At 41.4% G+C, this 24,104-nt stretch carries 23 protein-coding genes; 20 read left to right on the top strand and 3 right to left on the bottom strand.

Annotation, left to right across the window (positions count from 1 at the left end):
* Positions 1-101: 101 nt before the first annotated feature.
* A complete protein-coding gene (locus tag ACZ47N_RS03210; protein ID WP_464887705.1) occupies positions 102-1,592 on the top strand; it encodes an acetyl-CoA hydrolase/transferase family protein in 1,491 nt (496 codons plus the stop codon).
* A 90-nt stretch (positions 1,593-1,682) separates the two neighbouring features.
* Here the strand turns inward: ACZ47N_RS03210 and ACZ47N_RS03205 are convergent, their stop codons facing one another.
* Positions 1,683-2,342 (bottom strand): GntR family transcriptional regulator, encoded by a 660-nt coding sequence (locus ACZ47N_RS03205; protein WP_464887704.1) that lies wholly within the window; start codon positions 2,340-2,342, stop codon positions 1,683-1,685.
* Positions 2,343-2,851: 509 nt separating this feature from the next.
* On the opposite strand from ACZ47N_RS03205, the gene ACZ47N_RS03200 reads away from it, so the two are divergent.
* From ACZ47N_RS03200 to ACZ47N_RS03160, 9 genes are read left to right on the top strand one after another with little or no spacing between them, the layout of a single operon-like run.
* Positions 2,852-3,559, top strand: a complete 708-nt coding sequence (locus ACZ47N_RS03200) for a 4Fe-4S dicluster domain-containing protein (protein WP_464887703.1) — start codon at positions 2,852-2,854, stop codon at positions 3,557-3,559.
* Positions 3,560-3,573: 14 nt separating this feature from the next.
* Positions 3,574-5,193: an FAD-binding protein gene (locus ACZ47N_RS03195; protein ID WP_464887702.1), complete on the top strand. Its 1,620-nt coding sequence runs from the start codon at positions 3,574-3,576 to the stop codon at positions 5,191-5,193.
* 34 nt (positions 5,194-5,227) lie between these two features.
* Positions 5,228-6,085, top strand: coding sequence for a CoB--CoM heterodisulfide reductase iron-sulfur subunit B family protein (locus tag ACZ47N_RS03190; RefSeq protein ID WP_464887701.1), 858 nt, complete (start codon positions 5,228-5,230; stop codon positions 6,083-6,085).
* Positions 6,045-6,434, top strand: coding sequence for a 4Fe-4S dicluster domain-containing protein (locus ACZ47N_RS03185; RefSeq protein ID WP_464887700.1), 390 nt, complete (start codon positions 6,045-6,047; stop codon positions 6,432-6,434). The genes ACZ47N_RS03190 and ACZ47N_RS03185 overlap by 41 nt, the downstream gene beginning before the upstream one ends.
* A 26-nt stretch (positions 6,435-6,460) precedes the next feature.
* Positions 6,461-8,437 (top strand): 4Fe-4S binding protein, encoded by a 1,977-nt coding sequence (locus ACZ47N_RS03180; protein ID WP_464887699.1) that lies wholly within the window; start codon positions 6,461-6,463, stop codon positions 8,435-8,437.
* Complete coding sequence (locus ACZ47N_RS03175; RefSeq protein WP_464887698.1) at positions 8,434-8,868, top strand: hydrogenase iron-sulfur subunit; 435 nt, start codon at positions 8,434-8,436, stop codon at positions 8,866-8,868. The genes ACZ47N_RS03180 and ACZ47N_RS03175 overlap by 4 nt, the downstream gene beginning before the upstream one ends.
* Entirely contained in the window at positions 8,856-9,749 is an 894-nt protein-coding gene (locus ACZ47N_RS03170) for a 4Fe-4S dicluster domain-containing protein (RefSeq protein WP_464887697.1), read from the top strand. The genes ACZ47N_RS03175 and ACZ47N_RS03170 overlap by 13 nt, the downstream gene beginning before the upstream one ends.
* Positions 9,746-10,792, top strand: a complete 1,047-nt coding sequence (locus ACZ47N_RS03165; RefSeq protein WP_464887696.1) for a 4Fe-4S dicluster domain-containing protein — start codon at positions 9,746-9,748, stop codon at positions 10,790-10,792. The genes ACZ47N_RS03170 and ACZ47N_RS03165 overlap by 4 nt, the downstream gene beginning before the upstream one ends.
* Positions 10,782-11,603: an FAD/NAD(P)-binding protein gene (locus ACZ47N_RS03160; RefSeq protein WP_464887695.1), complete on the top strand. Its 822-nt coding sequence runs from the start codon at positions 10,782-10,784 to the stop codon at positions 11,601-11,603. Before ACZ47N_RS03165 ends, ACZ47N_RS03160 begins: the two co-directional genes overlap by 11 nt.
* A gap of 147 nt (positions 11,604-11,750) precedes the next feature.
* On the opposite strand, the gene ACZ47N_RS03155 is transcribed toward ACZ47N_RS03160, so the two are convergent.
* Together ACZ47N_RS03155 and ACZ47N_RS03150 are read right to left on the bottom strand one after the other, a co-directional pair.
* Positions 11,751-12,986 (bottom strand): cation:proton antiporter, encoded by a 1,236-nt coding sequence (locus ACZ47N_RS03155; protein WP_464887694.1) that lies wholly within the window; start codon positions 12,984-12,986, stop codon positions 11,751-11,753.
* A 111-nt stretch (positions 12,987-13,097) separates the two neighbouring features.
* On the bottom strand, positions 13,098-13,439 hold the full coding sequence (locus ACZ47N_RS03150; protein ID WP_464887693.1) for a hypothetical protein: 342 nt from the start codon (positions 13,437-13,439) through the stop codon (positions 13,098-13,100).
* 490 nt (positions 13,440-13,929) lie between these two features.
* Between ACZ47N_RS03150 and ACZ47N_RS03145 the strand changes: the two genes are divergently transcribed.
* The 10 genes from ACZ47N_RS03145 to ACZ47N_RS03100 all read left to right on the top strand — a co-directional run bounded on the left by ACZ47N_RS03145 (position 13,930) and on the right by ACZ47N_RS03100 (position 24,101).
* The gene (locus tag ACZ47N_RS03145) at positions 13,930-15,636 is read left to right on the top strand and encodes an aldehyde ferredoxin oxidoreductase C-terminal domain-containing protein (protein ID WP_464887692.1); all 1,707 of its coding nucleotides are present in this window, start codon (positions 13,930-13,932) and stop codon (positions 15,634-15,636) included.
* Positions 15,637-15,651: 15 nt separating this feature from the next.
* Positions 15,652-15,864, top strand: a complete 213-nt coding sequence (locus ACZ47N_RS03140; protein ID WP_464887691.1) for a MoaD/ThiS family protein — start codon at positions 15,652-15,654, stop codon at positions 15,862-15,864.
* A 79-nt stretch (positions 15,865-15,943) separates the two neighbouring features.
* On the top strand, positions 15,944-16,417 hold the full coding sequence (locus tag ACZ47N_RS03135) for a CBS domain-containing protein (protein WP_464887690.1): 474 nt from the start codon (positions 15,944-15,946) through the stop codon (positions 16,415-16,417).
* A 96-nt stretch (positions 16,418-16,513) separates the two neighbouring features.
* Positions 16,514-17,146: a PocR ligand-binding domain-containing protein gene (locus ACZ47N_RS03130; protein WP_464887689.1), complete on the top strand. Its 633-nt coding sequence runs from the start codon at positions 16,514-16,516 to the stop codon at positions 17,144-17,146.
* A 44-nt stretch (positions 17,147-17,190) separates the two neighbouring features.
* On the top strand, positions 17,191-19,173 hold the full coding sequence (locus ACZ47N_RS03125) for a sigma-54-dependent Fis family transcriptional regulator (protein WP_464887688.1): 1,983 nt from the start codon (positions 17,191-17,193) through the stop codon (positions 19,171-19,173).
* Between the two features lie 328 nt (positions 19,174-19,501).
* A complete protein-coding gene (locus ACZ47N_RS03120) occupies positions 19,502-19,864 on the top strand; it encodes a Lin0512 family protein (protein ID WP_464887687.1) in 363 nt (120 codons plus the stop codon).
* Between the two features lie 20 nt (positions 19,865-19,884).
* The gene (locus tag ACZ47N_RS03115) at positions 19,885-20,868 is read left to right on the top strand and encodes a thiamine pyrophosphate-dependent dehydrogenase E1 component subunit alpha (RefSeq protein WP_464887686.1); all 984 of its coding nucleotides are present in this window, start codon (positions 19,885-19,887) and stop codon (positions 20,866-20,868) included.
* Positions 20,868-21,839: an alpha-ketoacid dehydrogenase subunit beta gene (locus tag ACZ47N_RS03110; RefSeq protein ID WP_464887685.1), complete on the top strand. Its 972-nt coding sequence runs from the start codon at positions 20,868-20,870 to the stop codon at positions 21,837-21,839. The genes ACZ47N_RS03115 and ACZ47N_RS03110 overlap by 1 nt, the downstream gene beginning before the upstream one ends.
* A 64-nt stretch (positions 21,840-21,903) precedes the next feature.
* Complete coding sequence (locus ACZ47N_RS03105) at positions 21,904-22,914, top strand: ATP-NAD kinase family protein (protein WP_464887684.1); 1,011 nt, start codon at positions 21,904-21,906, stop codon at positions 22,912-22,914.
* Complete coding sequence (locus ACZ47N_RS03100) at positions 22,905-24,101, top strand: dihydrolipoamide acetyltransferase family protein (protein ID WP_464887683.1); 1,197 nt, start codon at positions 22,905-22,907, stop codon at positions 24,099-24,101. The genes ACZ47N_RS03105 and ACZ47N_RS03100 overlap by 10 nt, the downstream gene beginning before the upstream one ends.
* Positions 24,102-24,104: the final 3 nt, after the last annotated feature.

Here is a 24,104-nt window from a genome sequence, read left to right as displayed (position 1 = left end):
TATGCTGATTGCTTTTTTTCACTCATGGAAAGAAGTCTTTTCGAGCATATCTTTTTTTATGGAAAAGAAATGAGAGAGAAACACAAAAGGAGGTTGCCATCGTGAATGAAAGGGTTTTATGCGAAAATCTGAGAAACAAAGTTATGACAGCCAAAGAAGCAGCAGCAATGATAAAAAGCGGAATGACCGTTGGTGCCAGTGGATTTACACCAACAGGGTATCCTAAGGCAGTTCCTGAAGCTTTGGCAGAGATCAACAGAGGCCATGAGGATTTTTGGATTAATCTTTACACGGGAGCTTCTGTAGGGCAGAGTTTGGATGGCGTTTTGGTAGAAGCTGGGCTTATCAATAAGCGTATGCCTTATCAGACCAACAATTCCATGAGAAAAGCTTTAAATAAAAACCAGGTAGATTATTCAGATGTTCATCTCAGTCATTTTTCTCAACAAGTAAGATATGGATTTTATGGAAAAATTGATGTGGCCCTCGTGGAAGCAGCACAAATTACAGAAGAAGGGTATATTATTCCGACAACATCCATTGGAGCAAGTCCTGTGTTTTGCAGTGAAGCAGAAACCATCATTGTGGAAATCAATACACAAAAGCCATTGGAATTGTGTGGAATTCACGATATTTATCAGCCAGAGAATCCACCCAATAGAAAGCCAATTCCCCTGGTGAACCCTGAAGACCGCATAGGAGTACCATACATGGTAGTAGATCCCAGCAAGATCAAAGCCATTGTCGTAACCGATGCAAAAGATGACCCTATTGGATTTGCTCCAGTCGATGAAAACAGCAAGCAAATTGCAAAAAACCTCATTTGTTTTTTTGAAAAAGAAGTGAAAGAAGGTCGTCTTCCTGAGGATTTACTTCCGTTGCAGTCAGGTGTTGGAAGTGTTGCAAATGCAGTTCTTAAAGGGATATCGGATTCAAGATTCAAAGATTTAATCTTTTATTCCGAAGTCATTCAAGATAATGTTCTGGATTTGCTGGATGAAGGTACTTTTCGTTTTGCCTCGGGTACTTCACTAACCTTATCGACAGAAGGTTTTGATCGTTTTTATCAAAAATTAGAGGAATATAGAGAAAAAGTGATGCTTAGGCCTATGGAAATCAGTAATAATCCAGAAGTAATCCGTAGAATTGGGTCCATTGCCATGAATACGGCTATTGAAGCCGATATTTTTGGCAATGTGAACTCTACCCACATTATGGGAACCAAAATGATGAATGGAATTGGTGGATCTGGTGATTTTGCAAGAGCTAGTTATCTCAGTATCTTCACCACACCTTCTGTGGCAAAAGATGGGGACATTTCATCCATTGTACCCATGGTATCTCATGTAGACCATACGGAACACGATGTGGATGTTATTGTAACGGAACAAGGACTAGCAGACCTTCGAGGATTAAGTCCATCTCAACGAGCACAAGCAATCATTCAAAATTGTGCACATCCTGACTATCGGGAAATGTTAGAAGAATACTTAAAAGAGGCTAAAGAAGCAGTTGGTCATACGCCTCACAAAATGAGTACCTGTTTAAGTTGGCACGAGAGGTTTATCAATACAAAAACGATGAAATTATAGGAAAAAACAATCAAGACATGTCCTATTCCCTATTACATACAAAACCCGCCATTGGCGGGTTTTGTATGTAATAGGGAATAGGCGGAATTATTAGTCAATCTTGCCAGGGCTGCTTTTGTGGTAAATCTGGCGATTTAATATGTCTTGCATGCTACGTTCCAAGTGCTTTTTCATGGCTTCTCGAGCTGACTGAGGATCACGACGAAGCAAAGCCTCTAGGATTTGGTCATGCTCATTGTGCAAATGCAGAATACTGTCACTGGGCCGACTGATAGCGACACCACTCCAAAGTTGCATTAAAAGCATTTTAAGCCGTTTATTGCCAGCTGCATCCCAAATAAGCATATGAAAAGCTTGGTTGGTATGTTGAATTGCTTCCATCTCATTGGATTCAACTGCATTTTTATGTTGAGTATGGACTTCTTTTAATGCTTCATAATCCGTAAAACGCAAACAGGCCCTTGCAATCGTTTCGCATTCCAGAATCATGCGTACATCAAAATGATCTCGAATAAAAGCATCTGGTACCTGTAAAACAAGGGCACTTCTGTTGGGCCGCATTTCAATAAGACCTTCGGAAGCCAGTATTTGAATGGCTTCACGGACTGGCATTCTAGAAACACCTAACATTTTGGCGACTTTGCTTTGGGTTAACTCGGTACCTGGTGCAAAAAATTCCGTTAAAATCCCTTTTCGGAGCTCTGATGCAACACGTTCCCGTACGGGCATAATTTTAATGGGGTTCACCATAGTAAAACCTTCTTTCAGTTTACAGAATCATTTCGCTTGACTCATACTACCACAGTGGGAATCCATATATCAAGATTCCAGAAAGCTTCTTTCCATCAAAGGAGTAAAATAGTCCATCAGAAAACAATGGATTTGCAATGGATAAAAGGAATAAAAAAAGACTGAAATAGATTGATAATTTCTTGACAAAATATAAAATTGGAAGTATGATGTTGATGGTGGATATTGGATCCAATTTTGATTTGCTGATTTTAGAGAAGTAAAGGAGGGGATTTGTATGGTGGATCAGAAAAAGCCACTATTCGTATTGGATTCAGATCACTTGCAATATAAGGGGAACTCCAATAAATAGGCATATTCATTAAAATGGGTTCAAGACAGTTTATCTTAGGAACTTAAAAGACGATAAAGCAACTAGAAAACAAGTAGTGTAAACATAAGTATAAAGCAAAAGCACTGGAAGTCCTAAAAAAACCAGATGCGCTTTTTATAACAAAGGAGGGTTATCGGTGACGAAAGAAGTACAAAATCAAGAAAAGACTCAAAGTCAGAAAATGGTGGACATCTACATTATGGGAAAGAAATATACAGTACCTGAGTCCTTGACCATTATGAAAGGATTTGAGTATGCTGGGTACACCTTGATCCGAGGCTGTGGATGTCGTGCTGGGTTTTGTGGTGCCTGCTCCACTGTTTACAGAGTAGCAGGAGATCACGAGTTAAAAGTTGGGTTGGCTTGTCAAACTAAAGTGGAACAAGATATGTATCTGACACAGATTCCTTTTTATCCAGCCCATAAAGTGCAATATCAACTGGAAGAACTACAGGGAGACGCAGACCAGATAACAGAAATATATCCAGAAATTACAAAATGCGTAGGCTGCAATGCCTGTAGCAATGTTTGTCCTCAGGATATAAAAGTAATGAAGTATATTGCTCATTGCATTCGAGGTGAAATTACAAAAGCTGCAGACGAATCTTTTGATTGTCTTATGTGCGGCCTATGTGCCACCAAATGCCCTGCCAATATTCTTCAGTATAAAGTAGCTTTATTGAGCAGAAGATTGCATAGTCGGTATATGGTTCCTAGAGCCGAAGATCTGAAGATCCGGTTGCAAGAAATTCAAGAAGGAAAATACGATGCAGAGATCGATAGGCTAGCCACTGCTAGCAAAGAAGAATTGGCAGAACAATACAATAACCGAGACATTGAATAAGGAGGGCGGAAAGCATGAGTTATACACCTGAAATGCGTCAGTTAATTAAAAAGGTGGAAGCCACTAGATCAGAGCGTTTAGGCCATGATTATCCTAGGATGACACCAGAAGAAAAACAAGATGTTTTAAAGAATCATCATCCAGATTATATAGAAGAACAATTTCGAAAAGCAACTGTAGGCCCCAACAAAGGAGATCGTTTTCCTCATGAAGTAGCAGATGTTTTGGAAGCATATGCTCGAATGGATCGGAGTCGATTTGATCTTAAACAGCCAGACAAGGAAGTAGACGTGCTGGTTATTGGTGGCGGTGGCGGTGGAGCAGCTGCATCCCTTATCGCACATGAAGCTGGAGCAGATGTGATGATGGCAACAAAACTACGTTTTGGAGATGCCAATACCGTAATGGCACAAGGTGGAATTCAGGCAGCAGACAAACCTTCTGACTCTCCAGCGACCCACTATCTAGATGTAATGGGTGGAGGACACTATTCAAACATTCCTGAATTGGTAAAAGCATTGGTTACGGATGCGCCGGATGTTATCCATTGGTTAGAAGAAATGGGATGTATGTTCGATAAAGAGACAGATGGCACCATGAAGACAAAGCATGGCGGTGGTACGTCCAGGATGCGAATGCACTCTGCCAGAGACTATACCGGTGCTGAAATTATGAGGACCCTTCGGGATGAAGTGATTTGCAGAGATATTAATGTAGTAGAATTTTGTGCAGCCGTAGAATTATTGTTGGATCATAACGGAAAAGCAGCTGGAGCTGTATTATATAATATGGAAACCCAAGAATACATGGTAGTAAAAGCAAAATCTGTGATTTTAGCAACTGGAGGAATGGGAAGGCTTCATACTCAGAATTTCCCAACATCCAATCATTATGGGGCTACAGCCGATGGGCTAGTACTGGCATATCGAGCGGGAGCTAAATTAGCTTTTATGGACACGGTTCAATATCATCCAACAGGGGCTTCCTTTCCAGAACAAGTTGAAGGATTTCTTATTACAGAAAAAGTTCGTGGATTAGGTGGAACACCCATTAATATCCATGGAGAACAATTTGTGTATCATTTGGAGACGAGAGACGTGGAAGCTTCTGCCATTATCCGTGAATGCCACCGTGGCAATGGGATTCAAGCACCTTCTGGTATGATGGGAGTATGGTTAGATTCTCCAATGATTGAAGCGTTACACGGAGAAGGAACCATAGAAAAAGAAATCCCAGCCATGTTCCGTCAGTTTTATCGATTTGATGTAGATATACGAAAAGAGCCAATTCTGGTATATCCAACCTTGCATTATCAAAATGGTGGCGTTCTCATTAATGATCAGGCAGAAAGCACCGTAGAAAACCTTTATATCGCTGGAGAAGCTTCTGGTGGCATTCATGGTCGAAATCGTTTAATGGGTAATTCACTGCTAGACATTCTGGTTATGGGACGAAGAGCCGGCCGTTATGCTGCTGCCAGTGCACTAGAAAAGAATGGTCAAAGCGTAGAACTAAGTGTAAGTCATGTGGATGCTTTTGAAAAAGAATTAAAAGAAGCTGGCATTGACAAAACATTATTATCACCAATTTTAATTCCATTACCGGAAAAATTGAATCCAAAAATGAAGGGATAAACGCTAATCCAAACGGAAAAGGGGAGCGAATGATATGCTAGGATACTATCCCGGCTGTACCGTAAGAGCACAAAAAAAAGATGGTTTTGAACAAGAATCACTGGCAATCCTATCGGCTCTTGACGTTCAGGTTCAGGAGTTAGAAGAATGGGAGTGTTGTGGTGCAGTTTACCCGCTAGCTCAAGATGAGTATGTGGGATTGCTCGCTTCGGTGAGAGCCTTAAAGCAAACAGAGAAAGAAGAACGAGAAGGATTACTTACACTGTGTAGTGCCTGTTATCATGTGTTAAAACGTGTCAATGCAAGGATGAAAGAAGATAAAGAAGCAAAAACCAGAGTAGAGAATTATCTGGAAATAGAATACAGTGGACAGACAAAAGTGTATCACTTAATGGAAGTCTTAAGAGATTTAGTAGGAATGAAAACCCTTAAAGAATCGATTTCGAATCCTTTAAAAGATGAAAAGATTGCTAGCTACTATGGATGCTTATTTCTTCGGCCACAAAAAGAAATAAACTTAGTGGATGGAGAAAATCCGAAGCTGATGGAAGAAATCGTTCAAAGCTTAGGGGCAGAACCTGTAACCTACCCGTATAGCACAGATTGCTGTGGATCTTATCATACCTGTCAAGAAGAAGGCGTTAGTCGTCAAATGAGTCTAAAGCTTGTGGAATCAGCCAAAAGAGCAGGGGCTACTCAAATGATTACAGCTTGTCCTTTATGTAAATATAATTTGGAAAAGTGCCAGGAAACGCTAGAACAAGAAGAAAAGCTACCAATCAATTATATGACGGTACCTATTGTAGAAGCAATGGGCGGGATGGAAGCCCTTGAAAGAAAGGGGGAGACCTATGCGAATTCCACAGAAAACAGCAGCCAGTCATCAGCGTGAAGAACTGGCAGACATCATAAAAAAAGATGTTAAGGATTGTTATCAATGCATGAAATGCAGTGCAGGATGTCCTTTTGCAGATGAAATGGATTATATGCCTCATCAGATGATGCGAATGACCAACCTTGGTCTTTACGAAAAAATTCTTAGCAGCAAATCTCTGTGGATTTGTGCTTCCTGTCTAGCCTGTTCCAGCCGATGCCCTCGAGATATAGAACCAGCAAAAGTAATGGAAGGATTTCGGGCCATGATCCTAAGAGAAAGAGGTCGAACCAATGTCCTTCAAGAGATTCCAAAAGGAATCCCAAGACAGGCAGTGATTGCAAACATGCGAAAATACAGACGTTAAAATAAGCCAGGTAGGGAGGGAAACCATTGAAAATTGGAGTTTTCATCTGCTGGTGTGGAAGTAATATAAAAAACATGGTGGACGTAGAGCAAGTGGCCAAATCAGTGGGTCAAATGCCACACGTTGTATATACAAAAGATGTTCAGTACCTATGCTCAGAAGTGGGTCAAACAGACATTGGCAATGCCATTGAGGAACATCAATTGGATCGGGTTGTCATAGGCGCCTGTTCACCACGTATGCATGAAGCCACATTTCAGCAACTAATGAGTCGTAAAGGATTAAACCCGTATTACGTTGAAATAGCCAATATAAGGGAGCATTGCTCCTGGGTGCATACAGACAAAGCAAAAGCTACGGTAAAAGCCATTGATTTGGTGAAAAAAGCGGTTGCTAAAAGCTATTATGCAACTCCATTGCAGGCCGAAGAGTTACAAGTAAACAAAAGAGCCTTGGTGATTGGTGGAGGAATAGCTGGGATTCAGGCCGCCTTAGATATTGCGGATGCTGGTTATCCAGTGGATTTATTGGAAAAACAGCCTTCTATAGGTGGAAAAATGGCCCAGTTTGACAAGACATTTCCCACATTGGATTGTTCTGCTTGTATTCTGACCCCTAAAATGGTGGAAGCAGCAACTCATGATAATATAAACCTATATACCTATTCAGAATTAGAAGATCTTTCTGGTTACGTCGGGAACTTTCATGCTACTTTACGCAGACGAGCCACTAGTGTAGACGAAGAGCGATGCACAGGATGTGGAGAGTGTGTGACCAAATGCCCAGCCAAAGTCGATAACGAATTTGACCAAGGTCATAGCAAACGAAAGGCCATGTATACTTTGTTTGCTCAAGCCGTTCCCAACAAGCCAGTACTAGACCGAGACAACTGTATTTACTTTAAAACTGGAAAATGTGGCCTATGCAAAAAAATATGCCCAACAGATGCTGTTAACTATGAAATGCAGGATGAACTTATTGAACAAGACTATGGCGCTATTGTAGTAGCAACAGGATTTGAATTAAAGGAGCCAACACATTTAGGGGAATATCATTATGGACACCATCCAGATGTAATTACTAGCTTAGAGTTGGAGCGGATGTTAAATGCTTCGGGACCAACCCAAGGAAAATTGTATCGCCCTTCTAATGGTAAAGAACCCCAAAAAATTGTGTTTATCCAATGTGCTGGATCTAGAGATCGACACGATGGGAATGCATACTGCTCAAAAGTATGTTGCTTGTACACAGCAAAACATACCTTATTGCTAAATGAAAAATTTCCAGATACAGAGAGTTATGTGTTTTATATTGATGTACGAACAGCTGGAAAAAATTATGAAGAGTTTTATGAACGAGCACGACAGCAGGGAGCAAACTACCTACGGGGACACGTATCTAAAGTAGAGCCTCTAGCAGATGCAGAAAATCGTTTGTTGGTGCGTGGTTTTGATGGATCTATGGGAGAACAGGTGGAGGTAGAAGCAGATTTAGTGGTGCTGGCTACCAGCATTGAACCCCAGAAAGATGCGAAAAAATTGGCTGGCATGCTTGGGATTTCATCAGATCGTGATGGTTTTTATTCAGAAGCCCACGCGAAGCTGAAACCAGTGGAAACTCAAACTCAAGGTGTGTATTTGGCAGGCGTATGCCAAGGACCCAAAGATATACCGGAGGCTGTGGCACAGGCCAGTGGAGCATCTGCAAAAGCCATTGTTCTATTTAACAAAGGTCAAGTGAAAGGCGTTCCGACTACGGCTATGGTAGATAAAGAATTATGTAGTGGCTGTATGCAATGTAAACCTGTATGTCCATACGAAGCCATTAGTCAGGAAATGATTTCAGAAAGAGCCCATGGAAAAATGATTCAGCGTCCAGTGGCTACTATTAACCGAGCCTTATGCCAGGGTTGTGGTGCTTGTGCTGGACTATGCCGCAGCGGAGCCATGGATATAGGTGGATTCAGCGCAAGACAATTACTGGCGGAGGTGGATATGTTATGATGCAAGAATCCTTTGAACCAAAACTCATCGCCTTTTGCTGTAACTGGTGCAGTTACGCTGGAGCAGATCTGGCTGGTACAGGAAGACTAAAGTATCCAGAAAACATTCGAATTATTCGTGTACCCTGTTCCAGCAGAGTAGATGCTTCTTTAGTACTTCGAGCCTTTCAAAATGGAGCTGATGGCGTTATGATTGCTGGATGTCATCCAGGGGATTGTCACTATGACACAGGAAACTACCATACGCGTAAGCGTATGAGACTATTGAAGAGCCTGATGTCGTTTATGGGCTTGGATGAAGAACGATTTCTGGTTAAGTGGATCTCCGGGAACGAAGCAGATCGGTTTAAAAGCACTGTAGAAGATTTCACCAATCAACTTAAAAAAATGGGCCCTTCCGAGAAAGTGAGGGATCTCCGATGCGTAAAATAACAAAAGAAATACAGCAGATTGCTGCAGAACTTTTAGAGAAAGAAACCGTAGATTTGGTGCTTGGCTACACAGCGGGAGAACAAGCAAAACAGTCTGTTCCGTGCATTATAACACGACCTGAAGACACTCATAAGTTGCTTTTTGACGAATACTGTGAGAAAGCATTATCGAAATATCTTTTAGAAGAAAGCTTTCAGGGGAAAAAAATAGCCTTGGTGGTGAAGGGATGTGACCATCGGGCTGTCAAGCTCATGATAGCAGAAAGTCGAGTTCAAAAAGAAGATCTTTATCTTATTGGAGTGGAATGTGGTGGAATGAAGTGGGAAGATCAATGGTCCCCTTTCTGTTTGCATTGCAACCACCGTACTCCAATCGAAGCAGAAGTTGACTGTGCAATCATGGGGGATAAAAACCAAGAATCCTTGCAAAAATCCCCACTAAGCCATGAAGAAAGCTTTACTGAGATTAACAGATTAGAAAAAATGAGCAAAGAAGAACGCTTTGAGTTTTGGAAACGCCACTTGAACCGCTGTAAGCGATGCTACACCTGTCGGAATGCTTGTCCAGTGTGCAGCTGTAGAGTGTGTGTGTTTGATAGAGAAAATCCAGATATCCTAGACCGAGCCAAAGACCAAATGGCCCAACATCAATTTTATCATGTAATACGAGCTTTTCATGTTTCTGACCGGTGCGTTAGCTGTGGAGAATGTGCTCGTGTATGCCCAGAAGGCATTCCTGTTCATTTGCTAAATCAAAAATTGTTACGTGAATTAAATGAATTTTATGGGGAGTTCCAGGCCGGAGTGGATGAAGTACCGACGCCTTTATCGCATGCCAATGCAGAGGAACCAGACTTTTTTGGAAAGGAGGGCAAATCATGATGCAAGTAATTTCAGCAGAGAATTTTGATCAGCTGATGGGAGCCCTTCAAGCATTGATGTCTGAGTATCTTATTATAGCCCCCACTTACGAGGATGGAGTGGCCCATTATCGCCCGGTCAATCAAATGACAGTTGAGCAGAAAAAAGAGATAGAACCCCTATCCTTGATGAATCAACCTCCTTTGGGGTCTATTAAGTCTTATTTATTTCCGGATTCAGAAATTTATATTGAGTTTGCCAGACAAAACGGAGGAGAATTAAAAGTTGAAACGCCAGAAGCTTCAGTTCCACAGATTATACTAGGAGCAAAGCCCTGTGATGTTGAAAGTCTACTTTTAATTGATAAAGTGTTTCTAGAAGAACCAGTGGACGGACTTTATCAAGAAAAAAGGGAGAATACGATTTTAATTGCGAATCAATGTCAGGAAATGGGCCCCAAATGTCGCTGTGATGATTTTGGAGTAAAACGCAATACAGAAGCTGCTGATCTCTTATTGAGCCAGGATGCAGAAAGCCAGCGAATTTATTTGAAACCACAGAGTGAAAAAGGACAAGCACTGGCCCAAAAGCTTTTACAAAAAGAGGGGATAGTGGAAGGCGATGTTTTTCCAGAGCCTAAGGCGCCTCTTTCTAAATCAATGGATGAAACAGAAATACAGCAGAAAATGGATGATTTCTTTGAATCTTCATTTTGGAATGAGTTAGCCATGAGATGCATTGGGTGTGCGACGTGTACTTTCTATTGTCCTACTTGCCACTGTTACGATATTCGTGACTTTCAGCGTAAAGAAAAGGGTGTCCGGTATCGAACATGGGATTCCTGTATGTTCCCAGACTACACCAATATGGCAGGAGGCCATAACCCTCGGCCCACTCGAAAAGACCGTGTGCAAAACCGATTTTATCATAAATTGAGTTATTTTGTAAAAAATGAAGGAGCATTGGGTTGTGTAGGCTGCGGTAGATGCGGCGATAAATGCCCTGTGGGCATCTCTATGGATACAGTGCTGACAAGAATAGGAGGGGAAGAACATGGAAAATAATCCATTGATGCCTATGGACGCACATATTATTAAAGTGATCCCCGAAAGTAGCGACGTGAAAACCTTTCAATTAAAGCCAGTAGAACCTTTTACTCATATGCCTGGCCAATGCATCATGATTTCTATGCTAGGCATAGGAGAAGCCTTATTTTCCATTACGTCTCCACCAGGTCGAGATTATGTGGAGTGTAGTATCAAGCGTGTTGGAAAGCTGACTGAAGCCCTGCATCAGGCAGAACCAGGCCAGACTGTAGGCATTCGAGGGCCTTACGGCACTGGGTTTCCTGTTGAACGGATTAAAGGCAAGAAGTTGCTCTTTATTGGTGGTGGGATTGGTTTGGCACCGTTAAGATCACTGGTTCAGTATACCCTGGACCGTCCAGAACAGTATCCAGTACCCAAACAATTGATCTATGGGGCTAGATCCACGGATGACCTTATCTTTGAAAGAGATATTTTTGACGCTTGGCCTAAAGAAAAGGATTTTGATATTAAGCTATCCGTAGATGTAGAGGCACCCAATTGGAATGGATTCGTTGGTTTTGTTCCTCAATATTTAGAAGAACTTTCGCCAGATCCGGAAAACACCGTTGCAGTAACCTGTGGACCACCTATTATGATCAAATTTGTACTGCAAACCCTAGAAAAAATAGGATTTGCACCAGAGCAGATCATCACCACACTGGAATACAAGATGAAATGCGGCGTTGGAAAATGTGGTCGTTGCAATTTGGATGAATTCTATGTATGTAAAGATGGTCCAGTTTTTTATCTATCTGATTTAAACAAAATGCAGAACGACTTTATTTAGAGTTCTAAGAAAGCTAGAACAGAAAAATACCTCCAAAATGAACAGTCTAAAGCAATAAAAGTTAGACGGTTCTAGACTGGAGGTATTTTTATGAGTTGGTAATTCTAAAACACAGTAAAAGGTGATAAATTAGGAAAAATCAAGTGCTTAGGATGGTGACGTCACAGAAGAAGTGTGGTCATGCATAGGAATCTGTTCATCATTCAAAGCGCCATTATTTTCTCCTGAGGAAAATATAGCAAAACGTGTTCCGATAGGACCTGTCAACTCACAGAAGGTAACGGCTGCCAGTTCAATTGCTGTGATAATTGCGGCGATTTCAGGGAATCGTCCCTGTACCAACATGACCAAGCCAATCGTAACGCCAGCTTTTGAAAACATTGCAAATCCTAAATACTTCTGTACAACTTCTGGAGCTCCAGAAACTCGAGCACCTAGAAAAGCACCGCCCACTTTTCCTATACCACGGGCTACAATATATACCAAAGCAATCTGCCAGTTAGCCGCTAAAACATCAATATGAAGACTTGCGCCAGCGAGGGTAAAGAAAACAACAAATATGGGTAAGTCAATCTCACTTATGACTGATATTGTTTGAGGTCTACTGGAAAGATTGCTAAAGAAAAATCCCATGGTCATATTGGCTAATAATGGTGACAGATGGAGACTATTTGCAATGCCACTTACTAATAAAGCCAATCCAACAAATACAACAATTTGATGCTGTTTATCATATAACTTTTTGATGGTAAGTGTTAAAGCGATTCCGGCCATGGCTCCTAGACCAATGGATCCAATAAGTTCAATGGCTGGCTCTGCAAACATATGCAAGCCCAATGTGAAAGTGCCATCTAAGAGCATTCGAGCAATGGCGGCAGTAACGCCAAAAACAATGATACAAATGGCATCGTCGACAGCAACAACACCAAGCAAGGTGGTGGTAAAAGGACCTTTAGCCTTATATTCTCTAATAACTGCCACGGGTGAAGCGGGAGCAGTTGCTGTGGACATAGCACCTAATAAAAGTGAGATAGGCAAAGATAAATTAAGCAAGAAGTACATAGTCGAGAAAACAACTACAAACGACCCTATAACTTGAATAATGGCAGTCCCAGCAATTGACTTTCCAAGATGTTTTATTTTTTTAATTTCTAATTCTCCGCCAATCATCAATGCAATGAGCCCAAGGCCCAATATTTTTATCAGGTCGAAATCAGTGTTTAATTCGCCAGGAATAATATTTAAAAAAGATGGGCCTATGGCAAGTCCCATTAGGACGTAACCAGCAACCATGGGCATTTTAATTAACTTGGCTAATCGGCCTCCTAAGTATCCTAAGAGAAGCAATGTACCCAGTCCCAAGGTTTGATCATAAATAGTCATTGTATACCTCCGATATCTGAACATTAGTTTATAGTCGTGTGTCCAGGCGATGATTCTTGGATCGTCCAGAAATCACTAAATCAGTCTTTAAATGGATTTTAAAACACTTTCTTAATCAGGAGGGGTTGCTAATCCACTAGCTGTTGTTACAGGCATGATAAAATACATTCCGGTGTTTGGTTGCGTTAAGTCACCAAGGACCTGATGGATACGTTGTATAACCTTGTTTTTTTCCTCCGTCGTGTTTAATACCATAAAAATGGTCTTATTATGAGGACGGCATTCCTGAAGGATTTTTCTCAAACCACCAAAAATCGGTGCAGTATCACATAGTGTACGTCCCATTCCTGTTGATTCTAGAACGGTTGCACCGCCAATACCATCCTCTAAAAACCCTTCCAGTAACTCATTAAGACGTTCTGATTGATTTATGACAAGAAAAAGAACTTCCATTGCTATTCACCTCCTTTAAAAAAACAATGTAAAAAACCGCCAGTATAGGCGGTATCGTCAAACAGGTATTTGGGTATCAGCAGTTTGCTGGTAACGGAAATAGTTTACTGCAAGCAAGAAATCATGATAAATAAATTTAGTAATCTACGACGCTTGCAGTGGCCCTGAGACGAACCCTGTGGTTGAAATGCTAACAATTATTAGTGTACGCCTATCCTTAAAAAGTGTCAAGGTGTTGTTAAAATCAAATGCATTCAGAATGAAGGGATCTTTCGATGTTTTGGGAAATATATTTTAATTTGTTCTAAAGCATCTGAGTGAGGTGAAAAAATGATACACTAGAATTAAAAAGGTATCTAATTTGATTAGATAGGAGAGTGAAGATCATCTTACTATGTAACGTTGCAGAGGAAGTAGTTTTTGGAAAAAAAAGGAATTTCTTCTTTGTTTATCGAAGTAATAGAACAAATCAATTAAGGGAGGGTTACTGATGAGCAAAATCATACGGATTCAACTGGAAACCGGAGTTATAAAAGAAGAAACAGTATCCAAGGAGGAAACGCTTCTAGCTGGTCGTGCATTGACAAGCAAACTAGTAGCGGAGGAAGTAAATCCCCACTGCGACGTATTTGGTAAAAATAACAAACTAATATGGGCATCAGGATTATTTGCTGGCACAACCATTTCTTGCGGAAATCGTATTTCTATTGGTGGAAAAAGCCCTTTAACTGGCACCATTAAAGAAAGTAATGCAGGAGGAAACATGGCATATAAAATGGGAAAACTTGGCATTCGAGCCATTGTGCTTGAAGGACTGCCTAAAGAAGAATCCCTTCAGATACTCTACATTTCAAAGGATGAAATAAAATTGATACCAGCAGAATCCTATCGGGAAATGCCAGTTTATTTATCAGCAGAAAAACTTCGAGAACAATTTGGAGAAAAAGTAGGTATTTCTCTTATTGGCCCAACCGGAGAACGTAGATCCTTAGCGGCTGGCATTGCCAATACCGATAACGAAGGAAGGCCTTCTCGTTACTGTGGCCGTGGTGGTTTAGGGGCTTTAATGGGAAGCAAAGGCATTAAAGCCCTTGTGCTAGATGAATCTAATGCCAAGGCTCCCAATATAAAGGATGAAGCATCCCTTAAAAAGACCCGTTCTCAGTTAAACAAGGCGATTCTGGGCAATGAGGCCTTAGGCCGTTTTACCAAGTATGGGACAGCTGGCATGGTAGACGTAACCAACACCTTAGGGGCACTGCCTACCAACAATTTTTCAAGAGGATCTTTTGCCTTGGCCGACGAAATAAACGGAATAAAGATGCATAAAGTCATTACAGAACGTGGTGGAGAAGGAAACACCTCACATTCCTGCATGCCAGGATGTGTTATTCGATGTTCCAATGTCTATCCTGATCATAAAGGGAAAGAAACCGTAGCGCCTTTAGAATATGAAACCATTAGTTTAGTAGGATCCAATTGTGGAATCGGAGATTTGGATGTGATTGCAGAATTGAATTATCGATGCAATAATTTAGGTTTGGATACCATTGATATGGGTGGAGCCATGGCTATGGCAATGGAAGCTGGAGTCATTCAATTTGGTGATGGTCAGGGCGCATTAAAACTGATGGATGAAATAGAAAACAACTCCTGGTTAGGTCGAATCCTTGCATCTGGTGGTGTGCGGACAGGCCAAGTCCTTGGAGTTAAGCGTATTCCAGCGGTGAAAGGACAGGTTATGGCAGCCTATGATCCGAGGGCTATCAAAGGGCTGGGTGTCACCTATGCTACTTCTACCATGGGTGCGGATCATACCGCTGGTCAGACGGTTCGAATGCCTATTGAACACCATAGCCCCAAAGGACAAGTAGAAGCTTCAAGAAAAGCCCAAATTACTAATACGATGCATGATTGCATTGGAACCTGTCTATTTCTTAATGGAGCATTGGGAGAGAATCCCCAGTGGCTAGGAGAAATGGCAACAGCGATACATGGAGTTTCCTGTACTTACGAAGAATTACAAACCATAGCAAAAGAAACCCTGTTACTGGAAAGAGAGTTCAATCGACGAGCTGGCTTTAGTGATAATGATGATCGCCTTCCAGAATTTTTCTATGTGGAAGAAAACCCTGATTCTAAAACTGTATTTGATGTGCCAGAAGAAGAAATACGACGCCTATTTGAGTTTGACTAAAGGCAGGTGGAAATATTGAAAAAAATAAAAGTTCAATGGATGACTAACCAAAAAAAAGAAGAGTTCATATGTCTACCGGACACTGCAAAGGTACAAGACTTATTGCAAACCCTTGAAATGAATGGCGAAGACTATCTAATTGTGGTCAATGGAAGCAATAGACTTTTGGACTATCCATTATCTGATGGAGACCAAATTACGATTCTATACGCCATGGCAGGAGGATAATTATTTGTTGTGATGACATTGGAAACGGGTACTTAATAAGCAAAGAGGAGCGAAGGATCGGTAAAAAGGAGGCGATCAAATGAAAGTTCAGGCAAAAAATGTCATGAATCCCAAAGTTATTAGCGTAACCGTTGGAACCACATTAAAGGAAGCCATAAGAATTTTTGCAGATCAAAAAATCAGTGCTTTGCCAGTAGTAGATATGGAGGAGAATTTAGTAGGTATTTTAACAGAAAGCGACGTAGTTGAATATTCCAACAAAGTACATGTAGTTCCTATGCTCGATTCATCAGGATGGATTTCTCCATATGAAAATCCAGGAGCAACCATGGATTATAAGCAAGGTTTTGAACTGATGGAGAAGACAGTTGTGGAAAAAATAATGACGAAAAAAGTAGTGACCGTTCAACCAGAGACATTGGGATCTGAAATCGCCCAAAAGATGAAAAAGAAAAAAATAAATCATGTGCCAGTAGTGAATGAAAAAGGAAAGCTCTGTGGGATTATTGCCAGAGCAGATATGATTAATTATTTAGCATCCTTAGGAGAATAAAAAAAAGACCCCAGTAAAAAGAGCTGGGGTCTCATCTCTTGATAGCTAGTGGTGGTAATACTGACTTGAAAAACCAGTGGAAAGCGGGGGGGAACAGTGGAATATCATTTTTTTGAATTAGTAGAGATGAAAAAAGTTCAGAAAATGATGGATTTACTTTACGATGCTACAGGAATTCTGACAGCTGTGTTGGATTTAGAAGGCAACGTACTAACCGCATCTGGGTGGTGTGGAATTTGTGTAAAATTTCATCGTAAGCATCCAACAACCAATAATCGTTGTGGCATAAGCGATCAACAAATCAATAAAATGCTTAAAGAAGGAGAGAGATACGTAATTTATCCCTGCGAAAACGGGTTGATGGATGCAGCGACACGAGTGATGGTTCGGGGATACCATGTGGCCAACGTGTATACGGGACAATTTTTACTACAGGAACCAGATGTCAAGGTTTTTCGTCAACAGGCAGTAACCTTTGGATTTGATGAGGAAGAATACTTGGAAGCTTTGGAAAGGGTGGCAGTTTACAGCGAGAAAAAAATTCAGAGTATTATGGAATATCTTTGTAGCCAAGCAGAAATGTTGGGAGAAATGGGATATAAAGAAATAGAAGCGCGTCGTTCAGCTACAGCATTGCAGCAGACCTGCGAAGACTTGGAAAACACAAAAGAAGTATTAACAGCAACCTTGGAAGAGTTAAGAGATCAATATGAGGAGCTTTTGGAATAAAAATACCTTATAGATGGTGGAATGAAGATTGGGGAGGACCTACTATGCGCAATCGGCCAATGGTATTGGAGAACGATTCTCTTCGAGAAGCTTGGGAAATATGTGTAAAAACAAAGATACCACCTGTGGACCTTCTACGAAGCGAAGTTGCTGCTTCTTGGAAACGAAGTTTGGACTTATCTATTGATCCTTACGATGGGGTATGCAAAAAAGTTATGGAAAGACAAGACGTTCCAAAATTATTGCAAAAAAACAAAAATATCCTTGATATAGCAAGGCCTATTATGAAAACTCTTTACAAAAGTGTTCAAGGAAATAGCTTTGTAGTAGTTCTTACCGATGAAAAGGGACAGGTTTTGGAAATGATTGGAGACGAAGAAGTGCTACAAGCATCTAAATCAATACGTTTTACAGTAGGAGCCAATTGGAGCGAAGCTTCTGTTGGTACCAATGCCATAGGAACCTGTCTTATGCTGGACAAACCATTGGCCATAGCTGGAGCAGAACATTTTTGCAAAAAGCATCATCCTTGGTTTTGCTCCTCAGCCCCTATTCATGAGTACTCTGGAAGTATCATTGGATGCTTAAACCTGTCCTGTTCTGTAAAACGAAATTATAAAAAAGATCAGGGAATTGTAGTAGCTGCGGTAAGAGCTATTGAAAATCAGCTTCACAGGGGTGAAACCCAAGAAAAGCTATTGGAAGCCCATAAACATTTAACAACTGTGATGAGCAGTATTTCTGAAGGGATTATGTCTTTAGATGAAAAAAGGAGAATAACCCATGTCAATGCAGCTTTTGGTCGAATGTTTGGAGCTCATGTCAGTCATTTGATAGGCGTGGATGCAGCAGCAATTCTTCAGGAAAACAAGCGAATTTCACACGTGTTGAAAACAGGACAGCCTTGCTTGGAAGAAGAACTACGAATCGAAACAGATCAAAAACAAATTCATTGCACCTTTAGTGCAACACCAATTCTGACACGTTTCGGCCAAGTAAAAGGTGCGGTTTTGGTGTTTAGAGAGATGAAACAAGTTCATCAAATGATTCATAAGATAGCTGGTTCTCAAGCTCGATATCGGTTTAAGGATATCATTGGCACCAGTAGCCAAATAAAAAAAGTGATGCAAAAAGGGAAGCATGTGGCACAAGGCCCCTCAACGGTTTTGGTGCTGGGAGAAAGTGGAACTGGAAAAGAAATGATTGCTCAGGCTATACATAACGCTAGTGATCGAAGAGATGCTCCTTTTGTGGCATTAAACTGTGCCGCGATGCCTCGGGAGTTGATTCAGAGTGAACTGTTTGGTTATCGGGAAGGAGCTTTTACCGGGGCTTCGAAAGGCGGAAGACCTGGAAAATTTGAGTTGGCAGATGGAGGTACAGTCTTTTTAGATGAAATAGGGGATATGCCTTTAGATATGCAAGCAAACCTACTTCGTGTCCTTCAAGAAAACAGTGTGTTACGAGTGGGAGGAGATTACGCTATTGCTATAGACGTGCGACTGGTGGCTGCAACGAATAAAAATCTTCAAGAACAAGTAGCCAGAGGTGAATTTCGTCAAGATCTTTTCTATCGTTTAAATGTGGTGTCTATTACGGTTCCCCCACTACGAGAAAGAAGAGAAGATATTCATCTTCTCGTGTCATATTTTTGCGATAAAATTGCTCTTAAACTTGGGAAACCAATCTATACGATAGAAGACGAGGTATACCAAAGGCTAGAATCCTATGATTGGCCAGGCAACGTCCGTGAACTGGAAAATGTTGTAGAATATGCTATTAATATGGTGCAGGGATCCACCCTAACCCTAGACCTGCTTCCCCCATACCTGGGAGTTGCTTCTCATTATTCCCATCAAGAAAAAAGCGAAAAAAATGAGATTCAGTCCTTGGAACAAATAGAAGCACAAGCAATTCGTGAAGCCATTGGACGAAATAAAGGTAAAGTATCAGCAACAGCCGCACAGCTTGGTATTGCAAGGAATACTCTTTATGAGAAAATGAAAAAATATCATATAAAAAAGTAGAGAAAAGAAAAGAGTGAAATTAAAATGTTAGAAAACAGGACATGACCTGTTTTCTAACATTTTTTTGTAGTGAAAGAAAAAGGAAGAGTGTTTTAAGGGGATACTGACACTGTAGAGGAGGCTATCAGGAGGGACAGCGTTAGAAAATAGGACGATTGGTCAAGAGAAAGAAAGTAGCTGAAGGGAGAAGTTATAGGAAAACAGAAACAGACTTCCTTGTAAAACCAATGAAGAGAGCCTATAACGTATTTGTTTATGCGAATATTAGAAATTGGCATGAAATATGCAGATATATAGGAGTGGAAGATAAAACAGGAGGTGAGGAAGGATGTGGAGGCGGTATATTATTGAACTGGGTTTTGGGACAGATCTTCATGGTCAAGACATGACGAAAGCAGCTAAACGAGCTGTAGAGGATGCTATTCGGCGCAGTTGTCTTTGCGGTTTGGATGAAGTGCTTGGGATTCAAGATTTCGAAGAAATCCGAGTTCATGTCACCATCGCCTGTCCTAGTCCAGAAACCATACAGGAGTCGGAAGTACTATCTGTACTACCTGTTGGTCAAAAATCTATCAAGGTCATGAAGGGAGGGATGGCTGTTCCTGGCTTGTATGTTCAGGGATTTGGCGACATTGATGATAGTGTGGTCGTGGCCAATGCATGCGTCGAAGTGTCCGTTGCAATGGATTGAAATGAGGAGGTGTCATGTGAATGGAAATGGAAAAAGGCATGTTACTGAATATGTATCGTAAAATGCAGGAAATCCGTATTTTTGAAACTCGAGTGACAGAATTGTTTGCAGCAGGAGAAATACCTGGTTTTGTTCATTCCTATTTAGGGGAAGAAGCCGTTGCAGTAGGTACATGTAGCAACTTAAAGGATACGGATTATATTACCAGTACGCACCGTGGTCATGGTCATTTAATTGCAAAAGGTGGTCAACTAAATGAAATGATGGCGGAACTGTACGGGAAGGCTACTGGATACTGCAAAGGAAAAGGCGGATCCATGCATATAGCAGATGTAGATCTGGGTATTCTAGGGGCCAATGGAATTGTTGGAGGCGGCTTTACTATTGCGGCAGGTGCTGGCCTTGCGGCTAAAATCCAAAAGAAAGACGATGTAACCGTATGTTTCTTTGGAGACGGAGCCTCTAATATATCCACTTTTCACGAAGGAATAAATCTGGCGTCGGTTTGGGATTTGCCAGTTGTATTTGTATGTGAAAACAATATGTATGGAATTTCCTTAAGTCAAGAAAAGCATCAGAAAGTTAAAGATGTTTCTGATCGAGCGGTTTCTTATGGGATTCCAGGTGTTACAGTAGATGGAAACGATGTAGTAGCAGTGTATGAGGCTATAAAAGAAGCTGTTAAACGAGCGAGAAACGGAGAAGGACCAAGCTTAATTGAGTGCAAAACCTATCGTCATAGAGGTCATTTTGAAGGAGATCCTACGAATTATCGCCCAGATGAAGAAGTAGAACAGTGGAAAGCCAAAGAGCCTGTGGGAAGATTTCGAAAGAAACTGATAGAACTAGAAATCTGTGAAGAGCATGAGTTAAAAGCCATAGAGGAAGAAGTGGCAGACCAAGTGGAAAAAGCCGTAAAATTTGCAAAAGAGAGTCCAGATCCAGCAGAAGAAGAGGCGGTTCAGGATGTATACACAGATATGGTAGAGGAGGTGTGGTCCTGATGGCAAAAATGACAAGCGCAGAAGCAATTCGTGAAGCTTTGCGGCAAGAAATGGATCGAGACGACAGAGTTTTTATTTTGGGAGAAGATGTTGGACAGTTTGGAGGATGCTTTGGTGTAACAGGAGATTTGTTTACTAAGTATGGAGAAGAAAGGGTTCGAGACACCCCGATTTCTGAAACAGCTATTGTGGGAGCAGCCGTTGGTGCAGCAGCCGTTGGAATGAGACCAGTGGCAGAATTAATGTTTAATGATTTTCTAACGGTTTCGATGGATCAAGTAGTAAATCAGGCAGCGAAAATGCGTTATATGTTTGGTGGAAAGGCTATGGTTCCAATGACCCTCCGTATGCCATATGGGGGAGGCATATCGGCGGCAGCACAGCACTCCCAGTCTTTGGAAGCATGGGTCACTCATGTTCCGGGTTTGAAAGTTGTAATGCCGTCAACACCAGAAGACTATGCTGGACTGTTGATTACATCCATTCGAGATGATAACCCAGTCATGTTTTTTGAAAACAAAGTCCTCTATGGCATGGAAGGAGAAGTACCAGAAATCATTGATCCGATTCCCTTTGGAAAAGCCAGAATTCATAGACAAGGGGAGGATGTGACCATAGTAGCCCTTGGTGGCATGGTACCTCAGGCATTAGCCGCAGCGGAATCATTGGCTGGTGAAGGGATTTCTGTAGAAGTCTTGGATCCAAGAACCTTGGTTCCCTTAGATGTTGAGTCCATTAAATTGTCCATTGCCAAAACCAATCGACTAGTGGTTGTCCATGAGGCCATAAAGAGAAGTGGATTTGGAGCTGAAATTGCGGCTATTGTAGCAGATGAATGCTTTGATGACTTAGATGCTCCCATAAAACGGGTGGGAGCACTGAATGTACCGATTCCATTCAATCCTATATTAGAACAATATGTTGTGCCAAATGCGGATCGGATTATAAAAGTGATCAAAGATATGATGTAATCCATGCAATTTAACAAAGCCGCCGACGGCGGCTTTGTCATTCTTCATCAAAGGAGATGAACCCATGGCAAGCATAGGCATTATTGCGAACCCAGCTTCTGGAAGGGATATACGACGACTGGTGGCCTATGGAACTGTAATTGATAATCAAGAAAAAATCAATATGGTCGAACGTTTGATTTTGGGAGCCTTAGCAGTGAAGGTTGACCAAATTTATATAATGCCAGATAGTTACGGACTTGGGGAACAAGCAATTTGCAAACTTCGTCACAAAATTGATACCCAGCGAGTGTCCATCTTGGATATGCCTATGGAAGGAACACAAAATGACTCTAGTAGAGCCGCCGCCATTATGGAATCCATAGGCATAAAGGTACTTATCACCATGGGTGGAGACGGCACCAATCGAGCCGTCACCAAGGGGAGCATGAAGATTCCGCTGATTCCCATCTCAACAGGAACCAATAACGTGTTTCCGCAGTTTATCGAAGGTACGGTAGCTGGTCTAATGGCTGGGTTAATGGCGAAGCATCCAGCATTACATCAAGGTGTGGAACAGCATAAAAAGCTAGATATAGTGAAAAACGATGAAATCGTGGAACATGCATTAGTAGATGCAGTAACCTCAAAGGAAATGTTTATTGGCAGTCGGGCGATTTGGGAGATGGAAAATGTATCAGAAGTTTTTTTAACCCGTGCCCAACCCCATAATATTGGGTTATCAGCTTTGGGGGGTTACTTGGATCCCTTGGACTCTATGGAACCCAAAGGCCTCAGGTTAATTATTGGCAAAGGTGGAGGGGTGGTATTAGCTCCCATTGCACCTGGATTGATACGAGAAGTACCCATTGCACAAAGCAGTCGAATAGAGCCAAATGTCAGGATAACTATTTGCAAAACACCTGGCATTATTGCCTTAGATGGAGAGAGGGAAGTCGAAATCCATAAAAAGGATACGGCTTCCATCATGCTGAACTTAGAAGGGCCTAAAGTAGTCAATTTGAAAAAAGTAATGAAATTGGCAACGAAAAACAATTTGATGATCTATGATAAGGAGATGATTCAATGGCTGTAAAAATAGTCATGCCAAAACTAGGGTTAACCATGAAAGAAGGAACCGTAAACAAATGGTTGAAAAAAGAAGGTGAATCCGTAAAAAAAGGCGAAGCCTTATTTGAAGTCTCTACGGATAAAATAAATAATGAAATCGAATCTCCTGGAGACGGCATTTTACGAAAAATCATCGTACCCGCTGAGACAAAAGTAGGCGTATCCACATTGTTAGGGATCATTGGAGAGGCGAATGAAGATATTTCTGGCTTTGAATCAGAAGCACCTGAAGCATCGCAAAAACCAGAAAAACAATCTGCAGCAGCCCTTAAAACAGCAGTACCCAAAGCAGTCTCTCCCAGTTCAGATGAAAAAATTCGCGTGTCACCAGTAGCTAAAAAGCTGGCGGAAGAGAAAGGGATTCCATTAGAAAACATTAAAGGATCAGGGCCTAAAGCCAGAATTACCAAAGAAGATGTTGAAAATTATCAACCAGTAATGATTTCTGCTACAGGAGCACAGCCAGCAGAGCAAGAAGTGAAAGGAATTCCAATGGAGGGGCTCCGAGAAATTATTGCCGAACGTTTGCAGACAAGCTGGCAGCAGGCCCCTCATGTTACCATCACCCGTGAAGTAGATGTTAGCGCATTAAAGCTACTGAAAGATCGAATTAAATCAGAAAGAAATCAAAAAGTATCTTTCACAGATATAATAGCGATCCTAACGGCCAAAGCATTACAAAAACATCCGGATTTGAACGCTCAGTTTGCCGATGGATTATTGTATCGGCATCAAGGGGTACATCTTGGAATAGCAGTTGCACTGGAAGATGGGCTCATGGTACCGGTCGTGAAAAATGCACATCAAAAAAGTATGATAGAAATCCACGAAGAAATAGGAACTTTAGTACAACAAGCAAAATTCAACCGCTTAGAAGCAGAAGCATTGTCTGGAGCTACCTTTACCATTACCAATCTAGGAATGGAAGGGGTGGACGCATTTACCCCCATTATTAATCCTCCAGAATGTGCCATTCTTGGCATAGGACGCATTGTAGATAAACCTGTATTTGTTGAAGATGAGTTGCTGCGGAGGCCTATGATGTGGCTATCCCTCTCCTTTGATCATCGTATCGTAGATGGACAGGTAGCCGCTCGGTTTATTAACACGCTGAATCAGTCCATCGAAGAACCAGGAATGACCTTGGTTTAGCAA

The sequence above is a fragment of the Tindallia texcoconensis genome (genome assembly GCF_055383815.1).
Note: the sequence above shows the minus strand (reverse complement) of the source record. Positions and strands in the feature narration are given on the sequence as shown.